The organism is Paenibacillus sp. JT22N7 (assembly GCF_059383875.1).
In genome coordinates, this window is sequence record NZ_JBXENY010000003.1 from 282,688 (window position 1) to 305,237 (window position 22,550).

At 52.1% G+C, this 22,550-nt stretch carries 16 protein-coding genes; all 16 read left to right on the forward strand.

Going from position 1 to position 22,550, the window contains the following annotated elements:
* Positions 1-112 precede the first annotated feature (112 nt).
* The 16 genes from AC50Y5_RS09740 to AC50Y5_RS09815 all read left to right on the forward strand — a co-directional run bounded on the left by AC50Y5_RS09740 (position 113) and on the right by AC50Y5_RS09815 (position 22,525).
* Positions 113-982, forward strand: coding sequence for a carbohydrate ABC transporter permease (locus tag AC50Y5_RS09740; RefSeq protein WP_056040622.1), 870 nt, complete (start codon positions 113-115; stop codon positions 980-982).
* Positions 979-1,800 (forward strand): carbohydrate ABC transporter permease, encoded by an 822-nt coding sequence (locus AC50Y5_RS09745; RefSeq protein WP_056040620.1) that lies wholly within the window; start codon positions 979-981, stop codon positions 1,798-1,800. Before AC50Y5_RS09740 ends, AC50Y5_RS09745 begins: the two co-directional genes overlap by 4 nt.
* 40 nt (positions 1,801-1,840) lie before the next feature.
* Positions 1,841-3,541: a response regulator transcription factor gene (locus AC50Y5_RS09750; RefSeq protein ID WP_494860155.1), complete on the forward strand. Its 1,701-nt coding sequence runs from the start codon at positions 1,841-1,843 to the stop codon at positions 3,539-3,541.
* 21 nt (positions 3,542-3,562) lie between these two features.
* Positions 3,563-5,287, forward strand: a complete 1,725-nt coding sequence (locus tag AC50Y5_RS09755) for a hypothetical protein (RefSeq protein WP_494860160.1) — start codon at positions 3,563-3,565, stop codon at positions 5,285-5,287.
* Positions 5,288-5,370: 83 nt separating this feature from the next.
* Entirely contained in the window at positions 5,371-6,039 is a 669-nt protein-coding gene (locus tag AC50Y5_RS09760; protein WP_494860165.1) for an aspartate/glutamate racemase family protein, read from the forward strand.
* 67 nt (positions 6,040-6,106) lie between these two features.
* Positions 6,107-7,366 carry a ribulose-bisphosphate carboxylase large subunit family protein gene (locus AC50Y5_RS09765; protein WP_494860167.1) on the forward strand — a complete coding sequence of 420 codons (1,260 nt, stop codon included), beginning with the start codon at positions 6,107-6,109 and terminating at the stop codon, positions 7,364-7,366.
* A gap of 6 nt (positions 7,367-7,372) precedes the next feature.
* Positions 7,373-8,911, forward strand: coding sequence for a four-carbon acid sugar kinase family protein (locus AC50Y5_RS09770; RefSeq protein ID WP_494860699.1), 1,539 nt, complete (start codon positions 7,373-7,375; stop codon positions 8,909-8,911).
* Positions 8,901-12,146, forward strand: coding sequence for a glycoside hydrolase family 2 TIM barrel-domain containing protein (locus tag AC50Y5_RS09775; RefSeq protein ID WP_494860169.1), 3,246 nt, complete (start codon positions 8,901-8,903; stop codon positions 12,144-12,146). Before AC50Y5_RS09770 ends, AC50Y5_RS09775 begins: the two co-directional genes overlap by 11 nt.
* Positions 12,147-12,323: 177 nt before the next feature.
* Positions 12,324-13,361, forward strand: a complete 1,038-nt coding sequence (locus AC50Y5_RS09780) for an ATP-binding cassette domain-containing protein (protein WP_494860171.1) — start codon at positions 12,324-12,326, stop codon at positions 13,359-13,361.
* On the forward strand, positions 13,358-14,173 hold the full coding sequence (locus AC50Y5_RS09785) for an ABC transporter permease (RefSeq protein ID WP_494860173.1): 816 nt from the start codon (positions 13,358-13,360) through the stop codon (positions 14,171-14,173). The genes AC50Y5_RS09780 and AC50Y5_RS09785 overlap by 4 nt, the downstream gene beginning before the upstream one ends.
* A 68-nt stretch (positions 14,174-14,241) precedes the next feature.
* Positions 14,242-14,916 (forward strand): response regulator transcription factor, encoded by a 675-nt coding sequence (locus AC50Y5_RS09790; RefSeq protein ID WP_494860175.1) that lies wholly within the window; start codon positions 14,242-14,244, stop codon positions 14,914-14,916.
* Positions 14,913-15,995, forward strand: a complete 1,083-nt coding sequence (locus AC50Y5_RS09795) for a sensor histidine kinase (protein WP_494860177.1) — start codon at positions 14,913-14,915, stop codon at positions 15,993-15,995. The genes AC50Y5_RS09790 and AC50Y5_RS09795 overlap by 4 nt, the downstream gene beginning before the upstream one ends.
* Positions 15,996-16,237: 242 nt before the next feature.
* Positions 16,238-17,602 carry an outer membrane protein assembly factor BamB family protein gene (locus tag AC50Y5_RS09800; RefSeq protein WP_494860179.1) on the forward strand — a complete coding sequence of 455 codons (1,365 nt, stop codon included), beginning with the start codon at positions 16,238-16,240 and terminating at the stop codon, positions 17,600-17,602.
* A gap of 665 nt (positions 17,603-18,267) precedes the next feature.
* Positions 18,268-19,884, forward strand: coding sequence for a response regulator (locus tag AC50Y5_RS09805; protein WP_494860181.1), 1,617 nt, complete (start codon positions 18,268-18,270; stop codon positions 19,882-19,884).
* Between the two features lie 35 nt (positions 19,885-19,919).
* Complete coding sequence (locus AC50Y5_RS09810) at positions 19,920-21,764, forward strand: cache domain-containing sensor histidine kinase (protein WP_494860183.1); 1,845 nt, start codon at positions 19,920-19,922, stop codon at positions 21,762-21,764.
* A gap of 92 nt (positions 21,765-21,856) precedes the next feature.
* On the forward strand, positions 21,857-22,525 hold the full coding sequence (locus tag AC50Y5_RS09815) for a VOC family protein (protein WP_494860185.1): 669 nt from the start codon (positions 21,857-21,859) through the stop codon (positions 22,523-22,525).
* The last annotated feature ends 25 nt before the right edge of the window (positions 22,526-22,550 follow it).

The window sequence follows — 22,550 nt, forward strand, 5'->3', positions numbered from 1 at the left end:
TAATTACCGGACGGGACAGGTGCTGCGGGCGAGGCCATCAAGACGATCAAGGCGATCGAGGCTTCGCCCCGCCATCCCGGCCAAACAGGACAGGAGCAGGAGGGCAGGCCCTATGGAGAGAAGCAAATATCCGTTATATTTTTCATTTCCGGCAGTCATCGTATTTTTATTGTTTTTCATTACGCCAACCATTATCGGTATCTATTACAGCTTTACCGACTGGAATATTAACGCCGATGCGATTAAGTTTATTGGACTTGAAAATTACAAGGAGCTGTTTAACGAGCCGCGCCTGAAGCAGGCTTTTATTAACACCCTTATTTTCGCCGCCGCCGTTACGCTGCTGCAAAATGCAGTTGGCCTCGCCTTGGCGCTATTGTTGAATGAAAAGCTGAAGCTGCGCAATCTGCTTCGGATGATCTTTTTTATGCCGTATGTTATCGCTCCGCTCGTCATCGGTTACATTTTCCGGGCGATTTATCATCCGGAGCATGGCATCGTCAACCAGTTTTTCGGGCTGCTGGGCATGGATTTTATGGTTCAGGATTGGCTGAATGATCCGCGCTTCGCGCTGTTCACCGTCATTATGACCGATATTTGGCGGGTAGCTGGCTTTTCGATGGTCGTGTATTTAGCGGGCTTGCAGTTCATTCCGAAGGATTTGACGGAGAGCGCATCCATTGATGGGGCGAACTATTGGACGCGGTTCAAGCATGTTGTTTTTCCGCTGCTCGCTCCGGCGTTCACGGTTAACGTGCTGCTGGCGATGATTGGCTCGATGAAGGTGTTCGAAATCGTAATGGTGCTGACCGAAGGCGGTCCGGGCTATACGACAGAAGTATTTTACACATACATCCGCAATACGTTCAGCTCAGGTGAAATGGGCTATGCGACGGCGATCAACATGCTGTTGTTCGTATTGGTGACGCTTGTCGGCATTCCGGTATTGCTGGCGATGAAGAAGAGGGAGGTGGAGATGTGAGAAGCCGAAAATATTCGCCTTTGCTGCTAGAGCTGCTTGCGATCTGCCTCGCTATGCTCATTCTCATTCCATTTTTTATGATATTCATTAACTCGTTTAAGGATATTCGGGAGTCGGCGCTGTTCGGGCTGTCGCTGCCAAGCAACTGGGTGTTCAGCAATTATAAAGAGGTATTTAATCAGGATAATCTACTGCGTGGTTTCAAAAATAGCTTCCTGCTGTCGGCGCTCGTCGTCGTCAGTGTCAATTTTTTCGCTTCGATGGCTGCATTCGTCATCCAGCGGCGCGGTGGGAAGTTTTTGCAAGGCGTCTATCTTGCCTTCATTATGGGACTGATTGTCCCGGTATCTATCATCCCGACGATTCGGCTAATGGATATACTGCACATCAAAGGAAGCTACTTAAGCATCATTATGTACTATACAGCGGTGCTGCTGCCGTTTGCCGTCTTTCTGCTCGTTGGGTTTATTAAATCGGTGCCGCGCGAGCTGGATGAGGCGGCGATTTTGGAAGGCTGCGGTTACTTCCGGCTATATTTTAAAATCATTTTGCCGCTCATCAGCACGGTGCTGGTTACCGTCTCGATCGTCGTCATCGTGTCGGTATGGAATGATTTTTTCGGCCCGTTTTATTTGGTCACGGACAGCACGAAATGGACGATTGTGCTGCAAGTATTTAACTTTGTTACGCTGTACAGCACGAACTGGGGCGTTGTATTTGCCTTTATGATCGTTGTCATTACACCAGTGCTAATCATTTATTTGTTCCTGCAGCGCTACATTATTGACGGTCTGACGGCAGGCTCTGTGAAAGGCTAAGCGAATAAAAGAGGGCGACAGCAAAAGGGGGGCGAGGGTTATGCGCAAGGTCATGGTTGTGGACGATGAACGCTGGATACGGCGGGGACTTATTCAAATGATTCCATGGGAGGAGCTGGGCCTTGAGCTTGCCTGTGAAGCGGTTGACGGCGAAGAGGGCTACGAGCTGGCGCTGCTGCATAAGCCTGACCTGCTGTTTCTCGATATGCGCATGCCCGGCTTCGACGGCAAGGAGCTTCTTGGCCTGCTGGCCGAATCACTGCCGGACGTTGTGACGATCGTCGTCAGCGGCTATTCGGATTTCGAATATACGAAGGAGGCCATCCGCCATAAGGCGTTTGATTATTTGCTCAAGCCGCTTAAGCGGGAGGAGCTGATTACGGTGCTCGGCAAGGCGCTGACGGTGCTGGATGAACGAGATAGGCGGCAAGAGCAGCAGCACCGGGACAGCCGGAGAAACTGGCTGCTGGACGTTTTGCTGCGCAGCGAACAGGCTGCACAGAGTCAGAACCAAGCGCATGCTCAGTCCCAGGCGGCAGGGATTGCACAGACAAGTACAGCTGTAAGGGCGGAGTGTTTGCCTGAGCTTCCAGGAGAGGGCTCAGGCAATAAAGTGCTGCTGCTGCTCGCTCAGCCGGACTATTATACAGAGCAGGCCGGCATTCAAGAGGCAGCTGGGAAAATAGAACGGTCGCTGCAGCAAAGCCAGCCCTTTTATTTTGAAGGAGGCTGGTCGTTTGTTGCAGCCGCCTCCCCTGTCAACCTCGGCGAAATAGCCATTTGCTTGTTCGGCAGCCGCTTCGAGCCTGTGGAGATACAGCGGCTTGCGATTTTGCTTCAAAGCATGCTGCATGAGGAGACGGGCACAAGCTACAGCATGATCGCCGGGAGCAAGCCTTGTCTTGCGAGTCAGCTTCCAGCTGTCTACAGCAAGCTCCAGCAGCGTCTGGATGGGAGGCAGCTGGGAGAAATAGCGATCATGGGATTCGTGGAGTGTGCATTTGAGCCGGAGGAGAAGCCGAGTAAACAACAGCAACAGCAGCATTTGCCTATAGGTGCTGCAAATGCCGATTTTTATCCGGCGGAGCTGGAGCAAGCGTTTCTCGTGCAGCTGCAGCTTGGCAACGTGGAGCAGATGAAGGCGGAATTCAACCGTTTTTTCACAGCGCTTGCAGTACCGTCGCGGACGGTGGATGGTCTGCGGCGCAGCGCCTCCATGCTGGTGCATGCACTGGAGCGGCAGCTTCAAACGGCGGACACAAGTCTGGAGCAGCTGAGCGGGAAAAGCGCGCTCGCCTACATGGAGCTGATCCGGCTGCGCAAAGACCATGTATCGGTTAAGCGGCTGTTCGAGGAGCAAATATTGCCCGCTGTTGCTGCCCGGCGCGGCAGCACCCAAGGGCGGCATGGCGAGCAGCTGGTCCGTGAAATCCAAAAGCTGATTGAGCTGCATTATGACCAGCCGCTTAGCCTGCCGCAAATCGCGGAAAGCCGCTTTTTGAATGCCGATTATGTAGGCCGTCTGTTTAAAAAAACGACGGGCAGCAATTTTGTCGATTATTTAACCGAATACCGGATTGCGAAGGCGACCGAGCTGATGCGTTATCCGCAATATAAAAACTATGAAATAGCGGAGCTTGTCGGTTATGACGACTACCGTTATTTCAGTCAAATTTTCAAAAAGAAAACCGGGCAAACGATTGGCGAATACCGCGGCGCAGCTGGAAAAACGCCGCAATAAATGATAGGGGAGAGACTTGCGATGCAAACGAGACAAATACCAGATACGCTGACCCTTGCGGACAGAGCTGGACATGCGATGAATGCGATAGTTGGAATGGCAGACCGCGACTACAACGATATCCCTTTTTTTGCTGCAAACCTGATGAAGGAGCCAGCTAATCTGACACATGGGGACTGGGACTATGGCTCATCTCATGGTCGAATGGTGGACGGGATGATTTTGGCCCGCCATATGTCGGGGGAAACGTTTGGCAAGGAGACGGAGGAGAAATATCGTGCGAATCTGCTCTCTTTTTTCAAGGAAGATGGTCTTAGCTATCGCCAGACGAACCCGAATTTCAACTGGGAGCCGAATGCGAATCTGATCGACCAGCGTGCGGTCATTTTATCGCTTACGAGCTGGTTTATGGAGACGGGTGATCCGTTGGTGAAGGAGGCGGCAGATAACCATGTTGCGGCGCTTAAACGGATTGCGATTAAGGAGCGGGATGTGTGGTTTTATCCGGCGTCGGAGTATAAGGAAGGCGGCTGGCCTTCGTCCAATGGTATCATGCTGCGTCTTGCGCCAGATCCGGCTGCCTTCTGCGGACGGCTCGTTATGCCGCTGCTGAAATACCATGAGCTCACAGGCAATGCGGATGCGTTTGAGCTATGCCAGTTTTTCACCGCGCTCATCGTGCAGCGCAGCGGCGTGTTTAACGCAGACGGCAGCTTTAACGATGCGCTCGCTTACCGCAGCGGACATTTCCATACGAGGCTCGGCACGCTCGATGCGTTGGCGCGGTTTGGCGTATTCACAGGGGATGCGGCGCTGCTCAGCTTTGTGGAAAAAAGCTACGCTTGGGCGGTTACACAGTGTACCGCTTTCGGCTGGACGCCGGGCGACATGAAGGAGCAGGCCTACGAGCATGAAACATGCTCGCTGGTCGATCTAATCGCAACGGGCATTACGCTCGCGCAAAGCGGCTATACCCGCTACTGGGGCGTGACCGAGCGTTATATTCGCAATCACCTTACCGAGTCGCAGCTGCTCGATATGGACTGGGTGAAGGAAACGGAAGACCGATCCGGCAACATTCCTGGACTTATTACGCATGAAAATATTGCGAAGCGGACGCGGGGCGCTTTTGCCGGGTACTCGGCGCCGAATGATTTTTGCTGCAACGTCAACCATGGGCGGGGACATACGAATGATTTGCAAATTTGCTGCCTCGGCTCGGGCACGCGCGGGCTGTTTATGGGCTGGAGCAACACCGTTACTGAGAAAAAAGGTACCGTCAGCGTAAACTTCCTGCTTAACCGCAGCTCGGCGTGGCTCGATGTCGACAGCTATTTGCCGCATGAAGGCAAGCTGGTGCTGCATATCCACCGCGACATTCCGCGCCTGCAGGTGCGCATTCCCGAGTGGGCAGGCTTCGCGAAGGTAGCCTTTACCCGCGAGCTGGACGGCAGCACGGAGCAGGGCAAAGGCAGTGAGCCGAGCCGCTGGGTGAATGAATGCTTCCTGCTGCTTGGCGCAGCATCCGCTGGAGAAATGATTACGATTACGTTCCCGCTTTCGCGCCGCCAGACGGTTGAAACTGCAATCGGACAAACGTTCATAACCCAGTGGCTAGGCGATGATGTCATTGGCATTTCGCCGGAAGGGGAGCATCATCCATTCTACAGCGGCAGAGAGGTATATGATAAAGCACCGATGCGCGAAGCCAGCATACGGCGAGTGGAGAACGAATTGGTCTGGTAGCTCAGCCAGTTTGCTAGTCTGTCAATTCTATAGAGCAGGTTAAAGTACAGGTTCAATAATTGTTCGAATGGGAGGCTGGGAGTATGACAACGGTAGTTGCGGTTTACACCGGACAAGGGCTTGCTGATCCGCTGAAGGCTGTGTTTCAGGAGGTGCTGCCGGGCGTGCGGCTGGTCAATATTATTGATGACAGCCTGATCGGCGATGTCGTCAAGGCGGGACATATTCCGGCGGGAGTGAGTAAGCGGCTGACGCAATATTTTCAGCATGGGGAGGAGCTGGGGGCGGATATTATTTTGAATACCTGCTCCTCAGTTGGCGAAGTGGCTGATGCTGCGCGGGGACAGCTTGGCATTCCGCTCGTTAAAATTGATGAGGCGATGACCGCCAAGGCGGCGGCCGAATACGACGCGATTGCGGTGCTGGCCACGCTGCCTTCAACTCTGGAACCGACGATGCGCTTTTTGGCGAAGCAGGCGGAAGCCATTGGCAAAGAGGTCACCATCTTGAATGGGCTCGCTGTCGGAGCCTTCGATGCGCTGGTAGGAGGAAACCCGGCGGAGCATGACCGCATTTTGCTGGAGACGGCGCTTGCGGTCAGCGATCAAGCGGATGTCATCGTACTTGCCCAAGGATCAATGGCTCGGATGGAGGGAGCCATACGGGAGGCGACAGGCAAGCCGGTGCTATCCAGCCCGCGGCTTGCTGCCGAGCAAATTAAGGAGATGCTGGCAGAGCGAGGGCTGCTTTAGCCGCAATGATTTTAGCATGAACAGCTACAGCAAGGGACAAAGGCAAATTTAGCGGGAGGGAAATAGCGTGGAAAAAGAGAGAGTAACGGCCGTCTATTTAATAGAGACACCCTATTCGCTGGAGCGTGCTGCCGAGGTGATTGCCGGCGAGCAATCGACGGGCACTTTTACAGCGGTGCCAGGCGAGACGGATCAGCTGAAAGAGCGGCATGGGGCGCGGATTGAACAAATTGTCGAGCTTCAGCCTGTATCCTCACAGGCGCTGCCGGGCTCCAAAACGCCGCTGGGTCATGACGGTCTTTATCGGCGCGGAGAGGTAACGATTTCCTTTCCGCTGCACAATTTTGGGCCGTCCATTCCGAATTTAATGTCTGCAATTGCCGGCAATTTGTTCGAGCTTCAGGAATTGTCCGGACTGAGGCTGGTCGATTTGGAGCTGCCGGAAGCGTTCGCAGCAAGGTACCCCGGCCCGAAATTTGGCATCACGGGTACTCGGGAGCTAACCGGCGTGTATGACCGTCCGATTATAGGGACGATTGTCAAGCCGAGCATCGGGCTTCCTATGGCTGACCTCCAGCAGATGATTATGGACGTTTCGGCTGCTGGGCTTGATTTTATAAAGGATGATGAGCTGAATGCTAATGGAACTTATGCGCCTCTTGCACAGCGGGTCAGTGCGGTCATGGATGCCGTCAACCGGGCGGCTGACGCAACGGGCAAAAAAATCATGTACGCCTTCAACATTACCGGTGATATCGATGAGATGGAGCGTGGGCATGAGCTAGTCGTCAAGGCAGGCGGCAACTGTGTCATGGTCAGCATAATGAGCGTCGGATTGGCGGGGCTTGCTCACTTGAGCAAATACAGCGAGGTGCCGATTCACGGCCATCGCAATCAGTGGGGCATGATGACACGCTGTCCGATGCTGGGCTTCGCTTTTCCAGCTTATCAGAAGCTGTGCCGTCTGGCAGGAGCCGACCATCTGCATGTGAACGGTTTAGACAGCAAATTTTATGAAAGCAACAGCTCGGTTGTCAGCTCCATCCGCGCTTGTTTGAAGCCTATGTATGGCGGTTATGGGACGATGCCAGTCGTTTCCTCGGCACAATGGGCAGGGACTGCTCCGGCTACTTATGAAGCAACAGGGACGGTAGATGTGATGCATTTGGCCGGAGGCGGCATTTTGGCCCATCCGGGCGGGGCGGCGGCTGGCTTTGCAAGCATGAAGCAGGGCTGGGAAGCTGCCGTTCAAGGCATTCCGCTCGCTGAGTATGCAAGTCGGCATCCGGAGCTGCAGCAGGCTATAGCAAAATACGGAAAGGGCTGAGCGGTGATGGACAGAGCGGGATTAACGCATAAGCCAAACGATTGTGACACTAGCGGCAGCGACAGCGGCGGAAAGATGCCACTCAGCATAGGCACTAAGGGGGACACTGGGCAACGCCAGAAGGAGGCAGGCTCGGGTAGCTCCGGTGATCGGCTCCCGGCATCGCAGCGCCTGCTCAGCTACTATGGCGACGATTTCACCGGTTCTACCGATGTGCTGGAAGCACTGTTCCGAGCAGGTCTGCGGGCAGCGTTATTTCTGGAGCCGCCAAGCGAGCAGCTGCTTGCTAGCAAATTTGCAGATTTAGAAGCCATTGGAGTAGCGGGCATTGGACGCTCGCTGACGCCAGATGAGGCGGAGCGTGAGCTGCGTCCGGTACTAGAGCAGCTGCGAAAAATAGGGGCTGCCATTACGCATTACAAAATATGCTCGACATTCGATTCCTCCGCTGAAGTTGGCAGCATCGGCAAAGCAGCGGAAATTGGCCGCTCCGTGTTCGGTTCTGGCTATATTCCGATACTGGCGGGGGTTCCTTATTTAGGCCGCTATACGTTGTTCGGCAACCATTTTGCAGCGGCAGGCGGCGAGACGTATCGGCTTGACCGCCATCCGACGATGTCACGCCATCCGATTACGCCGATGGCGGAAGCGGATTTGCGCCAGCATTTGGCCCAGCAGACGGAGTTAAAGACGGCGCTGATGGATATTTTGGCGCTGGAGGGAGACATGTTCGAAGTGGGCGAACGGCTCGCTAAACTAGTAGAGCGCGAGCAGCCTGATCTCGTGCTGTTTGATGTGCTCGACGAAGCTAGGCTGGCAGCGGCTGGACAGCTGATTTGGGCGGAAGCCCAGCAGCGTGACGGCTTGTTTGCCATTGGCTCTTCTGGTGTGGAGTATGCGCTTGGGGCCTGCTGGCGCAAGCTTGGTCTGCTGCAGGAGCAGCCAGAAATTAGCGCTGCTTCTGCAGCAGAAGTTGAGCGTCTGCTCGTAGTGTCGGGAAGCTGCTCGCCAGTTACGGAGCAGCAAATCAAGGCAGCGCTGGCAGCAGGCTTTGCAGGCATTCGCGTTCCGGCAGAGGAGCTGCTGGACGGGAAGAAAGGCGCGGCTGCGAGGCAGCGGCTGCTGAAAGAAGCTCGGGAAAAGCTGGCAGATGGGCGCAGTCTGCTGCTATATTCAGCAGAAGGTGTGGACGATCCAGGCATTCCGCGTTTCCGGGAAACGCTTGCCGCGCAGGGCTATGGGCCTGAGCAAAGCAGCCGCCTATTAGGCGCTTTGCTTGGAGCGCTGGCACGTGAGCTGATCATCGACGAGCAGCTTACACGCATCGTCATCGCTGGCGGGGATACGTCTGGTTATGTAACGCGCGGCTTGGGCATTTATGCACTGGAATGCGTGGCTGCACTAACGCCGGGAGCGCCACTATGCCGCGCTTTCTCGGAGGAGTCTGCGCTGGATGGGCTGGAGCTGGTGCTGAAGGGTGGACAAATCGGCGAACGGGATTTTTTCACCCGGATGAAGCAAGGGAGGACAGCATATGACGAATGAAAACGAGCAACTGCCAGATTATTGCAACTTAAACGTGCTGGAGCGCGGTTCATTGCCTCCACGCAGCGAGCTGATTCCATTTGACAATCCGGCAGCGGCGCTGCGTGGCGACCGAGAAGAATCGCCCTATTACAAGCTGCTTAGCGGGAATTGGCGTTTCCGCTACTTCGAATCGCCGCTGCATGGTCCAGAGGGCAGCCATTTGGATGCATGCGATGATACGGGTTGGGATAAAATTCCCGTTCCCTCCAATTGGCAAATGCACGGGTACGGACAGCCCCATTACAGCAGCTGTCCTTATCCTTTTCCGCTTGACCCTCCACATATTCCACTGCTCAATGCTACAGGCTGCTATCGTACCAGCTTTACAGTTCCAGAGCATTGGGAAAAGCGCCAAATTCGCCTCGTATTTGGCGGAGTTGATTCCGCCTTCCATGTATGGCTGAATGGCGAGCTGGTCGGATACAGTCAGGGAAGCCACCATATGTCAGAGTTTGATATTTCCCGCCTCATCCGTCCCGGTTGTAATTTGCTTGCGGTTCGCGTCTACCAATGGTGCGAGGGCAGCTATTTGGAGTCGCAGGACAAGTGGCGGCTAAGCGGCATATTTCGCGATGTTTATTTAACGGCACAGGCCGCTGTCACGATTGAGGATGTTCTGGTGCGAACTGTTTTTGTCCCCGATACTGCCTATCGGGAGGCGAGCTTGAGCTTGCAAATGACGCTCGCTCAAAGCAGTCTCTTGAGAAGTGCGGCGGAATCCGCCAACTTGACCGATTATACAGATGGAGAAGGCTTCCGTTTAAGCGTCGCCTTATTAGATGCGGACGGAGAAACCGTTGCAGAGCAATCGTTTAATGCAAGCAATCCAGACCCTTCTTGCCATTCTGATGCACGGGGTACAGGCAGCTATCCAACGTCCGATTCGCTTAAAGAGCTCAGAACGATTTCCGCCGAGATTCCTATTTCGGGGCCCCAGCTATGGACAGCAGAAACGCCTTATTTGTATGCGCTGTTATTGACGATATATGGGGCGGATGGAGAGGTAGCGGAGGTGAAGCGGCTTTCGGTTGGCTTTAGGGATATTCGAATTGAAAAAGGCAAGCTGCTCATAAATGGACAATCTATCGTTATCCAAGGCGTCAACCGCAACGAATTCCACCCGCAATTAGGGTATGTAACGACGCCTGAAGCGATGCTGCAGGATATAACGCTGATGAAGCAGCATAACATTAACACGGTCCGGCTGTCCCATTATCCGAACGATTCGCGCTGGCTCGATTTATGCGACCAATTCGGCTTGTACGTTATAAACGAAGCGGATTTGGAGACGCATGGGTTTCATTTTATGGACAATGAATCTTATTTAAGCAAACATCCCGACTGGCGGGAGGCGTATTTACATCGTGCGCAGAAAATGGTTGGACGCGATAAAAATCATCCTTCTATCATCGTATGGTCGCTTGGCAATGAGTCAGGCTACGGTGAAAATCATGATGCAATGGCGGAGTGGATACGCAGCGTCGATCCGACAAGGCCGATTCACTACGAGCGGGCTTATGAGGCCGCAGTCGTTGACATCGTCAGCTCCATGTACCCTTCGGTCGACATGCTCATAGAAGAAGGCAGGAAGCCGGATGAACGCCCATATCTCATGGTCGAGTTCGGTCATGCCATGGGCAATTCCACGGGCAATTTGCAGGAATATTGGGATGCGGTGTACGAATATCCACGACTGCTGGGCGGCCTTATTTGGGAATGGTCAGATATGGGCATTTTACAGCAAAACGACGGCAAACCAGCGTTTTACGCCTATGGCGGCGACTTTGGCGATGCCCCGCACAGCGGACCATTTTGCATGGATGGGCTGCTGTTTCCAGACAGAAGCGTTAAAGCGTCCCTGCTGGAATACAAGAAGATCATTCAGCCGGTGAAAATAAAGCCAGACCCCGCCCAGCTTGGCCGGGTTCACCTTAGTAATCGCTACAGCTTTTTGTCGCTGGAGCATTTGAAAGGGCATTGGCAGCTGCTGCGCAGCGGCACGGCGATTGCCCAAGGCGAGCTTGCACGCTTGCATACGCCGCCGGGCGGGGAAGAGACGCTAATCATTCCGCTGCCTTCGGAGCAATTGAAGGAAAAGGGCGAATATGCGCTGCATATCTGCTTTACAGAGCGTAATAGCAGCTTGTGGTGTGACGCTGGCCATGAGACAGCTTGGGCCGATTTGCTGTTTGAGGAGGCGGGTTGGTCCCCGCAGGAAAAGGCTATAGCGTATAACGCTAATGCTGAGTTTTCTAGTAGTGTTCGTCTAACGGCAGCCGATGCTTCCGAAGGGATTCCCATGCACATGCATCCTCAGTATCAAAATTTGCAGCGGGAAGATGGCAAGCTTGTATACCGCATAAGCGGGAACGGGTTGCAAGTAGACATCGATCAAATGACAGGCACAATTAGCAATTGGCTTTATCATGGCGATGAGCTGCTGCTTGCAGGCCCACAGCTGCAGCTATGGCGCGCCCCGCTTGACAACGATGTCCATTTGGCGAAAGAATGGGTGAAAGCTGGTTATGACCGGCTCCAATGGCAGCTGCGCCGATTTTCAATAACTGCTGGCAACAATGGAAGCGTTATAGCAACAGCTGACGCAATTATTGGGGCAAAAGGCGAGCCAGCAGCTTTCCGCAGCAGGATGGTCCACCAAATGAATGCTGACGGCTCCATAGGCGTGGAGACCACGCTTGAACCGCTTGGAAGCGAGCTGCCGCCGCTGCCGCGTTTTGGCCTTGAGCTGCGCCTCCGCGACGGCTATGACCAGTTTAGCTGGTATGGTAGAGGCCCTCATGAATGTTACGCTGACCGCAAAGAAAGCGGTAAGCTTGGAATTTACAGCGGCACGGTAGCGGAGCAATTTGTCCCCTATGTGAAGCCCCAGGAAAACGGCAATAAGTGCGATGTGCGCTGGGCGAAGCTTAGGGATGGGCAAGGTGCTGGAATCGGCATTACGGGCAGCGAGCTGTTTAACATTAGCGTCCACCATTATTCCACGGAGGATATGTCGCGCACCAGCCACGTGCATAAGCTGACCAGGCTGCCAGAAACAATCGTCAAAATCGACGCCAAGCAAAGCGGCCTCGGCAATCATAGCTGCGGCTACGCCCCGACGCTCGATGCTTATTTAATAAAGCCGAAGCCGATGAAGCTGTCCATTATGCTTTTTCCGTTAACGAACGCTTAGTACGGAGATGGACCCCAATAAACGAACACTGAACTGAAAAAATAACAGGGAAAGGCCGATCCGCTTGCCGGGTCGGCTTTTTTTGCCATTCCGTGCCCTTCATGTTATTTGGTTCACATTCAGTTCATAAACGAGGATTAACATCCATCTATAAACCGTTACAGGGAGGCACTACTAATGACAGTAAATGATCGATACAAAGAAGAGCTATGGAAAAATAGCGGGGAGTGGGCGGTTGAAGCACGTGGGCTTGTGAAGACATTCGGCAATAACCGGGCAGTGGATGGCGTAGATTTGAACGTGCGGGCCGGAACCATTTATGGTGTGCTTGGCCCTAATGGAGCAGGCAAAACAACGACCATCAGAATGCTGGCTACACTATTGCGCCCCGATGCTGGCTCGGCACGCATTTTCGGGTACGATGCAGCGAAGGACCCGCAAATCGTGCGGCAATTGATCGGGGTGACAGGTCAATACGCATCCGTCGACGAAGCGCTCAGCGCTACGGAAAATTTGGTCATCTTTTCCAGGCTGCTAGGGCTTGGGCGGGCAGAGGCGCGCCATAGGACGGAGGAGTTGTTGGAGGAATTCGGGCTGACGGAAGCAGCAAAACGTCCATTGAAGCATTTTTCCGGGGGCATGCGGCGTCGGCTGGATTTGGCAGCCAGTCTCATTGCACAGCCGCCGCTTATTTTTCTCGATGAACCGACGACAGGACTTGATCCGCGTACACGTACGCAAATGTGGGATACGATCCGCCGGCTGGTGAAAACCGGTTCAACAGTGCTGTTAACAACGCAATACCTGGATGAGGCTGACCAGTTGGCTGACCGAATTGCGGTCATTGATCGCGGCCAGGTCGTAGCAGAAGGGACGGTCGATGAGCTGAAAACATCAGTCGGCACCTCCTCGCTGCAGCTAAAAATCCAAAATCCGCAGGACATCGCGGCCACTCGCCAAATTGTGGAACAAGTGTTTAGGGTCGAGTCTGTTGTATCAGCGGAAAATGCAAAAATTACGGCGCCGCTGGCGGATGTCGACAAAGTTACCGACCTGCTTGTAGCTCTTCGGGAGGCGGGCATTTATTTGGTGGAGATGAGCGTACAGAAGCCTACACTTGACGAGGTGTTTTTAACCATTACAGGCCATGGCGTGAAAGATAGCCTTTCATCGCTATCTGATCAATCAAATAAAAAAGAGGGGGCAGCCGTATGAAAAGCGCGTCGATCCAAACACGTCATACTCGCCAGTTGAAGAAACATACAAGCTTGGGACAGTCGATTCGAAATTCGCTCACGATGGCCTACAGGGGATTATTAAAAATTCGGCGCACACCAGAGCAATTATTTGACGTGACGCTGCAGCCCATTATTTTCACATTGATGTTTGCTTATATTTTTGGCGGTGCCATCTCAGGAAATGTCGTTGATTATTTGCCGGTTATCATTCCTGGTATTTTGGTGCAAACCGTAATTACGACGTCGATTGTCACGGGTGTTCAGCTGCGGGAGGATATGGATAAAGGCGTATTTGACCGCTTCAAGTCCCTTCCGATTGCCCGAATTGCTCCACTTGCAGGAGCTCTGCTGGCGGATACGGTTCGCTATACGATTGCGACTGCATTAACCTTTTCCATGGGCTATATTTTGGGGTATCAACCTGATGGCGGCTTAGGCTACGTCGTTATTGCGGCCCTTCTTGTCATCGTTTGTGCTTGGGCGATTAGCTGGATTTTTGCTTTTTTTGGCGTCATTTCCCGTACAGCATCCAGCGTTCAGGGGATCTCGATGATCGTGTTGTTTCCGCTCACCTTTGTGTCCAACGCCTTTGTGCCGGTTGACACCATGCCAGGCTGGCTCCAGTGGTTTTCAAGCATCAATCCGGTTTCCCATTTGGTTAGTGCCGTACGGGAGCTTGCCAACAACGGTGCAATTGGCGCAGATTTTGTATTTTCGCTAGTCGGCGCAGCCGTCATTGTCGCGATCTTTGCTCCGCTAACGGTAAGTGCCTATATGCGCCGGACATAGAGGTTAAGGCGTTCAGGTTTACGGAAATCGTGAAAGGTTGATAAAATAGGATAAAGGCGGTGAACGGGATGACCCGAATATTAGTCGTTGATGATGATCCGCATATCCGAGAATTAATTGGTCATTTTTTGCGGCAGGAAGGCTTTGAGGTCGCTCATGCCGTTGATGGCCTGGATGCGCTGCGGATGCTTGCCGAGGTAAAGGCGGATATGGTGATCCTTGATATTATGATGCCAGGCATGGACGGATGGGAGCTGTGCCGCAAGCTGCGGGAGCAGACGGACCTGCCGCTGCTGATGCTGACGGCCAAAGGCGAAGCGTCTCAGATCGTAAAGGGCTTTACGCTAGGAACAGATGACTATTTGGTGAAGCCATTTGATCCATCCGTGCTTGTCGCCCGTGTGAAATCTTTATTCAGGCGATACCGGATTCAATCCTCACAAGCGGTCATAATAGGCAATGTAACGCTGCGCCGCGATACGTTCGAGTGCCGCGTAGGGGAACAAGATTTGACCTTGCCGCTTAAAGAGTTCGAGCTGCTGTTTAAGCTCGCCAGCTATCCCCGCAAGACGTTCACGCGCGATCAGCTGATTGAGCAGATTTGGGGCTTCGATTATGAGGGCGATGAAAGAACCGTCGATGTGCATATAAAGCGGCTGAGGGAGCGTTTTCCTGAGGAGCAGCATGGCTTTCGCATCAGCACGATCCGGGGACTAGGCTACCGGCTGGAGGTGCAGTCGTGAACCAGAAGCCAAGCCTCCTCCATCTGGCGATGAATTTTACGATTGCCTTGTCGGCATTGCTCGCCTGCTGGATCATTTCTTTTTATATAACAAAGTCCGTTTTTTCGGCAGTGGCATGGGCCCCGCATGACTTGCTAAGTTTTCTCATAAATGCGGTGCTCGGTTTTTGTATCTTTGGGGTGGGCATCGCCATTGTAGGCAAGTTTTTTCGGCGGAGGGAGCATTACTTTCTGGACGACATGCTTGAAGCATTAAAACGTATTTCACAGGGCGACTTTCGCGTCAATCTGGAGTGGGAGTTCGGCAGAAACAATGAACAGCAGCGGCATCCCTATGTGCAGCTTGTTGACAGCATCAATAGCATGGCAGCCAATTTGAAGGAGATGGAGGAGCTTCGGCAGGAGTTCATCTCGAACGTATCGCATGAAATCGGCTCGCCGCTTACATCGATCAGCGGTTTTGCCAAGGCGCTGAAGAATGACAAGCTGGATGTAGAGCAGCGGCAGCGGTATTTGACCATTATTGAAACGGAATGCTTCCGTTTATCGAAGCTTAGCGATAATCTGCTGAAGCTGGCCGTTCTGGATTCGGAGAGGCAACCGTTCCATCCGACCACTTATCGGCTGGATAAGCAGCTTGTATCGCTTATTCTCGCTTGTGAGCCGCAGTGGGAGGAGAAGAAGATCGAGATGAGCGTGGAAGCAGAAGAGATGGAGATCAGCGCGGACGAGGACCTGATGAGTCAAGTTTGGCTGAATCTTATTCATAATGGCATTAAGTTTACGCCTGAAAGCGGGAAAATAACGATTTCCCTCTCGCGTACCGAGGAGCATGCGGTCGTCTGCATCGCAGATACGGGGCCGGGAATTGACGAGCAGGATTACACGCGTATTTTCGAACGTTTTTATAAAGCGGATAAATCACGTGTCCGTGCCTTAGGAGGCAGCGGCCTCGGGCTGTCCATTGCCCTTAAAATTATGGAGCTCCATCGCGGCTCAATAGCCGTGCAGAGCAAGCTGGGAGAAGGGACTGAATTTACCGTTTCTTTGCCACTGCGATTAGATCGTGCTGAAGCTTAGATTCATATGGTAAAAAGAAGCGACTTTCATAAAAATAAGTAGAATCGCCACCCTGATTGGCCTATAATATGGATATGATGCCATTTTGCTAAGGATAACGAAATGGCAGAGAGTGTTGAATAGCTGGTGATGGCGTTTAAACAATAGCCGGATTGCCCTTGCATGTTTATGGGGTAATCCGGTCATTTATGTTGAAAAAGTGTTTATCCTATTTAAAAATGGAAAGAATGGGACGGTGCTAGATGCTTATCAATCTTTCGCAACAAATGAAAAGGATCATCGCGGTTAGTGTCACTTCCTCCATTCTCGCCTGCGGCTTGCAGGGAGGAACGGTTGTTTTTGCTGAGAAGCCTGTCATTAGCAGTACCACCCCTATGTATGGAGTAGCCTCTGCTCCAGCTGTCAAACCATTATGGAGCTTGCCGCTTGCGAAATTTGATCAGGATGGCAGAGCTATAACGGCGGCATTTGCAGAGGAGGGACGACTGTTCGCCCTTGTGGATGGGGGGCAGCTTGCTGCTTATGACGGCAAAAGTGGGCGAAAGCTGTGGAAATATGGTTCTGGATTGAGGCCTGTGCTCGCCTATAATCAAGGCAGCTTGTATGGTCTTACAACAGATGGCGCAGTCATTGCTGTTACCAAAAATGGCAGCAAGCAGTGGACGACAGCAATTCGTGCCGATAAAGCAGATCAGATCATTCCGGTCGGAGATACGATTTATGTGACGCAAAATTTAACTCTTTTTGCATTAGAACGGGCAACGGGCAAGCTTCGCTGGAAATTAACGGAGAAGGAGAACCAATACTCATCAGGATCAAATGATATTATCGTAAGCAAAGGTGTTGTGCTTCGCAGTTATTTGGTTCAAGGCGCTCTTACTTCTAATCAGATTAATGCCTACGATCAGGCAACAGGCAAAAAGCTTTGGACGTCATTTGCCCAATTTTCCCCGCTCTTGGTCAAGGACGGGCTGGTTTATTCGGTCATGGACACGTTCATGAGGGGAGATGACGATTCCATTAATAGAAGTTTGCATATCGCCGTCCTTGACTTATTGACTGGGAAGAAGAAAGGCGAGCGAGTTTACAACTGGACGGTAGAGCCTGAAGTACCTGGACAAATTGAATTCGGCGGTGCTAATGGCTCTGCATTTCTGGATGGCAATGACCTTTATATTTATCAGGGAAAAGCGGTTGCCAAATATAATTTCGCCTCCTATACCCCAAACGGTAAAGCCGTTCAAAAGTGGAATGCGCCTAATCCGAAAGAATATCAACCGCTCTATAGCATTTATGGCGGCAAACTGCTTTATCAGAGCTCCATTGATCGTTCCATTCTCGCCCTTAAGACGACGAGCGGGCAAGGAATCCAATTCCCGAGCGGTATTAGTCCCGTGCAGACGGACCTATTTGCCAACGGCCTGTTTGTCGCTCGCGCAGACGGAACGCTGGATGCGTATAATTTCGCAACTACAAAGCCCGTTTTCAGCGTGAAAACCGGCTCGGGCGAATTTGATCCGACGCTGAAGTCAGGCGATATGATCTATGTTCGCTCTGGCGGCACTCTGCATGCCGTAAAGCTGCCTGCAAGTCTAACAAAGAGCTAGATAGATGAGATGGGTAAATAGACGCCTCGTTGAGAGTGCGTCTATTTAGGGTGTGTATGCAAACAAGAGTCGGCCTGCTGCGCTTTGCTTAGCGCTTATTCGAGGCCAATCTCATCTGACGATTCAAGAATTAAGGAACCGCAGCACGCGATTACGGCTAAGAGCAATGTTGCAAAAACTACTTTGGCTGAGGCCATACGGCTTGGATGCTCACTACTTTTTTTACAGGACTGAGGTTCCGCTATTTTGGATTTTTATCCTATTTTAGGCTGGATGCGGACAGGAGATCCGCTATTACCCTCATTTTCCCTTCAAAATGGCGATTGACAGCCCATTAGCGGCTCCTGAGTCCGCAGCCTGCTCCATTCCCTTGATTTTGTTGAAATAGCGGCTGCTGTCTCCGCCAAGTTTATTTTCGTGTTTTGTGCAGGGAGTAAATCGGGGTCGTTTCCGAAACTGCGGCGGAAAGTGTTCCGGTGTCCACCAAGTCTAGTTAAGTGTAGGTTAGGATAGGGTGTGACCCTCTGCAATGAAGGGCATGGAGCTGTTTTTCCTCCGCAAAATCAGACATTTTTCTACAAAATCTCCGCTTGCAATCGGAATTCAGACAGAAGTACGATAAAGGTATTCTTGTGCCCAAAATGAAACGAACAGGAGCGCTGTCCATGTACAACATTTTGCTTGTGGATGATGAACCGGGCCATTTGGCGGGGCTATCCAAAATGCTGCAAAAGCTCCGCCCTCAATATGCGATTTCTATAGCGCGCAATGGAAAGGAAGCGCTGTCAAAATGCCAAGAGCAGCCATTTCAGCTGATCATCTCCGACATCCAAATGCCTCTGATGAACGGTCTCGAATTTCTGGAACAGCTTCCACCAGCGAATCAGCCGCAGAAATTTATTTATTTGAGCGGCTATGACTATTTCGACTATGCCCAAAAAGCGATAGGGCTCGGCACCTTTGATTATTTATTAAAGCCTGTCGATCAGGAAAAATTCGCACTTGTGCTGGAGAAGGCCGAGCGAAGCCTTCGAACCGAGCAGGAGGCACAGCTGGCGAATAGCCGGCTTGAGGTTAAGCTGAACACAATTGCCCCTTTGTATCGCAGCCGTGTAATGAAGGAGTGGCTTCATAATCAAGCGTTATCCAAAGCAGAGAGCAAAGAGCTGGAAGAATGGCTTGGCTTCGGCGGCCCCGGTATTTTGCTGTTAACCGAAATTCGGCTGCGCAGCAAGGCAGCGTGGGAGCCGGAGGATATGCTTTTTCCCCGCATCCAGCAGCAACTGGAAGCTTGCCTGCAAGCATCGGGCAGCGCACTCAGCAGCATTACGCTGTATGAAGGGGAGGGGGGCAGCCATGGCAGGCTAATTACAGTAACGAATGCTTCAATCAGCGCGGAGCAGCTGCAGACGCTGCAGCAGAAAATGCAGCAGGCGGTTCCCAACTCCTATCAAATTACGCTTGGCGTGAGCAGTCACGCGGAGGATATGCTAGTTTCCGCTTCGCAGATGTATGCAGAAGCAGGGTTAGCTTTATCGGAAAGCTTTTATGTGGAGCAGCAGACCGTATTCCACGCCAGTCAGACGAATGTGAATGCAGAGCTTACGCTTAAGCTGGAGGCCCGGCACGAAGCCTTGCTGCATGAGGCCGTTGTCCATGAGCATGAGCAAGGGCAGCTTAACCTTATCGCAGGCGAGCTGCTGCACAAGCTGCTTGGAGAAGGTAGCGGGCTTCCGCAGCCAGAACGGCTGATGCTTTGCGTCCAGAGGCTGCTTGTACGGTTGTCCGAAAGCTTGACCATGCCAAAACATCAAACGCTGGAGGATTGGAGGGTTCGCATGGAGGAGGCATTAGGTGAAGCTGCCAGCCTAAGCACTCTGCAAACCGCAATCTCAGAACAGCTGGACTTGCTCGCAACTGCTCACGCCGAAGCCAAGCGGGATCATAAGGAGCAGTTGATTTATAAGTGTATCGCTTATATTGACGAGCATTACATGGAAGATTTGTCACTGGAGTCGGTTGCGGCCGTTTTTCATTTTAATGCCAGCTATTTCTCCCAATACTTCAAAAGCAAGCTAAACATCAATTTCAGCCAATATGTTACGCAGGTTCGGCTCACGAAAGCGAGACAGCTGCTAGAGGAAAGCAACGATAAAATTTATCAGGTAGCTGGAAGCCTCGGCTATCATGATGTGAAATATTTTAATCGCGTGTTCAAAAAGGAATTTGGACTGACGCCAGAGGAATATCGGTCGATAGCCCGTCATATGAAGCGCTCCTGACCCGAGGTCAGAAGCCGGAGGAAGCAGGGAGCATTTTGCGGAAAATTCGCGAGCGTGTACGGGATATGAAGTTCAGAACGAGGCTCATTTTGTTTTTTGTGCTGTTGATTACGCTTCCATCTGTGCTAAACGGCATCCTGCATTACAGTGCAAGCTCTGACATTATTGTCACGAATGCGCGCGACAGCATGCTGGAAATTGTGAAAAAAAACAATGAAATCGGCGATATTGTGTTCAGCAACATTGAAGAGCGCACCGTTTCACTCATCTCTGACCCGGACTTATACCGGCTGTTCAACCGCCCTAAGCCGCAAAATGATTACGAGTTGGTCCAGATGGACCGGCAGGCAACGGTTATTTTGAATAAATATTTTGGACATGATCAGGATTTGTATACCGCTCAGCTTGTGACGAGCTATTTCAGCTTTGGATCAGGCAGCGGCATGTATACGTCCTCCTCCCCGTTCGTCTCGGCGGATCCGCAGGGCTTCCGCAAGTCGGCCATTTATAAGGAAGTGATGGCCAGCAGAGGCAGCCTAATTTGGGTACCCACCTATGATTTAACCCGCGCTTTCCAACAGGAGGCGCTATATGACATGGATGCCAAGTTCCGGATGGTGTTTTCCTGCGCCCGCCTGCTCAACAGCTCCCCGATTATTGACGGTGCCATTTACAATTGGCCAGAGCATGTCGAGCGACCGGTGCTGCTGCTTAATTTCAATGAATCCTTTTATCAGCGCAGTGTGCAGCAGAGCTTGTCCGCGGTTCAAGGCTCCTATTTTTATATCGTCTCCAAGGATGGAAAGATCGTAACGCATCCCGAGCTAAGCAAGCTCGGTACAGCTGACCACAATCAATGGTACAAGACAGAGTTTCGGCAGCCATTCGGCACTTCGCTCGTTAAGGAAAACGGGGAGGATGTACTGATCAGCTACGATACTTCTCAGGTTACAGGCTGGGTGACGGTTAATGTGACGCCGTACAAGCAGCTGCTTGGCAATTTGCCAGCCATTCGCTATATGGATATATTATCAGGCGTGGCACTGCTCATTATTTCAATCGTTATTGCCTCCTTTATCGCAGGGCGCCTGACCCAGCCGATCAAAAAAATGCTGGTTGCCATTCAAATGACCGGAGCAGGCGATTTCACAGCGAAAATTCCTGACCAGCCGCAGCTGGAATTCCGCATTTTAACGAAGAAATTTAATGTGATGAATGATAAAATACGCGAGCTGATTCAAGAAAACTACGAAAGCCGGCTGCGGGAGAAGGAAACGGAAATTATGGCGCTTAATCTCCAGCTGAACCCGCATTTTTTGTACAATACGCTTAATATTATTAACTGGATGGCGATTGATCGGGATGAGTCCGCCATTAGCCGAATGATCGTCAGCTTGTCGTCCATGCTGCAATACACGGTGAAAAACAAGCAGGAAATGGTACGGCTGCGCGACGATTTAAATTGGCTGCAAAGCTACACGCATATTATGGAAAATCGCTTTGATGGCATTTTTAAAGTGGCCTATGATTTAGAGGGCGTGCCAGAGGATAGCCTCGTTCCGAAGCTTTTTCTCCAGCCGCTCGTGGAAAATGCGATGATTCATGGCTTTGAATCCGGTGAACCGGGCGAGCAGGGCGGTCTTGTGAACATTAGCGGCCGGATGGTGGAGGACCGATTGTTGTTCGAGGTCAGCGACAATGGCAAAGGCATGAGCCCGCAGCAGGCGGCGGACGCACGGAGCAAGGAAGGTGCAGGAATCGGAATGAGCAACGTCATTTCGCGTCTGGCGTTGCTGTATGGCGAGCAGGCTGAGCTCCGTGTGCGTTCTAAACCCGGCGAAGGCACGACCATTACGGTCGTCATTCCCTTGCAGTGCTGAAGCTAAAGGCTAGTCAGTATGGTAAAATAGACTTTCAAAATATTTGCAAGGGTGCAGGCAGTATTGCCTTGCTGTAGGGAGGAATAGGCACGATGAAATTTGAACAAATCACCTTATGGACAAGCAGGCTGGAGGCCCTGTATTCCTTTTATATGGAGCAGCTTGGTTTCCCGGTGCTGGAGCGAAACGAGCAGTCCTTCACGGCAGCAATTGGCAGCACGCAGCTCACTTTCCGGGCGACAACGGACCACACTGACCCCTTCTATCATTTTGCGATCAATATACCGGAAAACAAGCTTGCGGAGGCAAAAAGCTGGCTAAAGGGAAAGGTGGCGCTCATTGAGGAGGAGGGCAGAGACGAAGTGTTTTTCACCTCATGGAATGCAGGGGCCGTTTATTTCGCCGATCCCGCTGGTAATATTATCGAGTTTATTGCCAGGCATCAGTTGAAAAATAGTACCGAGCACCCGTTTGCCCTCTCGGATTGCATCGAAATCAGCGAGCTTGGCATCGTTGCCACCGAGGTCATTCCTGCCGTTCGGCAGCTGAACGCTATAGGCCTACCCAATTGGGGTGAAGATAGCGAGGGATTTACCCCTGTCGGCGATGAGCATGGGCTGTTTATTGTGGTGAAGCAAGCCCGGGAATGGTATTTTTCAGGCGGCAGGCAGGCGCAGTTTTATCCGGCAGAAGTGGTAGTCGCTTCAATAGGACGAATAGAATTTACGGACATTTCGCAAATTCACTTGCTTCATACTTAGGATGTTAGAGACGTATTTTCTGAAT

Bases quoted from the DNA above. Each gene is read 5' to 3' on its own strand.
- AC50Y5_RS09750 (WP_494860155.1), top strand. From the start codon at position 1,841: ATGCGCAAGGTCATGGTTGTGGACGATGAACGCTGGATACGGCGGGGA.
- AC50Y5_RS09805 (WP_494860181.1), top strand. From the start codon at position 18,268: ATGTACAACATTTTGCTTGTGGATGATGAACCGGGCCATTTGGCGGGG.
- AC50Y5_RS09785 (WP_494860173.1), top strand. From the start codon at position 13,358: ATGAAAAGCGCGTCGATCCAAACACGTCATACTCGCCAGTTGAAGAAA.
- AC50Y5_RS09770 (WP_494860699.1), top strand. From the start codon at position 7,373: ATGGACAGAGCGGGATTAACGCATAAGCCAAACGATTGTGACACTAGC.
- AC50Y5_RS09740 (WP_056040622.1), top strand. From the start codon at position 113: ATGGAGAGAAGCAAATATCCGTTATATTTTTCATTTCCGGCAGTCATC.
- AC50Y5_RS09755 (WP_494860160.1), top strand. From the start codon at position 3,563: ATGCAAACGAGACAAATACCAGATACGCTGACCCTTGCGGACAGAGCT.
- AC50Y5_RS09780 (WP_494860171.1), top strand. From the start codon at position 12,324: ATGACAGTAAATGATCGATACAAAGAAGAGCTATGGAAAAATAGCGGG.
- AC50Y5_RS09790 (WP_494860175.1), top strand. From the start codon at position 14,242: ATGACCCGAATATTAGTCGTTGATGATGATCCGCATATCCGAGAATTA.
- AC50Y5_RS09775 (WP_494860169.1), top strand. From the start codon at position 8,901: ATGACGAATGAAAACGAGCAACTGCCAGATTATTGCAACTTAAACGTG.
- AC50Y5_RS09760 (WP_494860165.1), top strand. From the start codon at position 5,371: ATGACAACGGTAGTTGCGGTTTACACCGGACAAGGGCTTGCTGATCCG.
- AC50Y5_RS09815 (WP_494860185.1), top strand. From the start codon at position 21,857: ATGAAATTTGAACAAATCACCTTATGGACAAGCAGGCTGGAGGCCCTG.
- AC50Y5_RS09800 (WP_494860179.1), top strand. From the start codon at position 16,238: ATGCTTATCAATCTTTCGCAACAAATGAAAAGGATCATCGCGGTTAGT.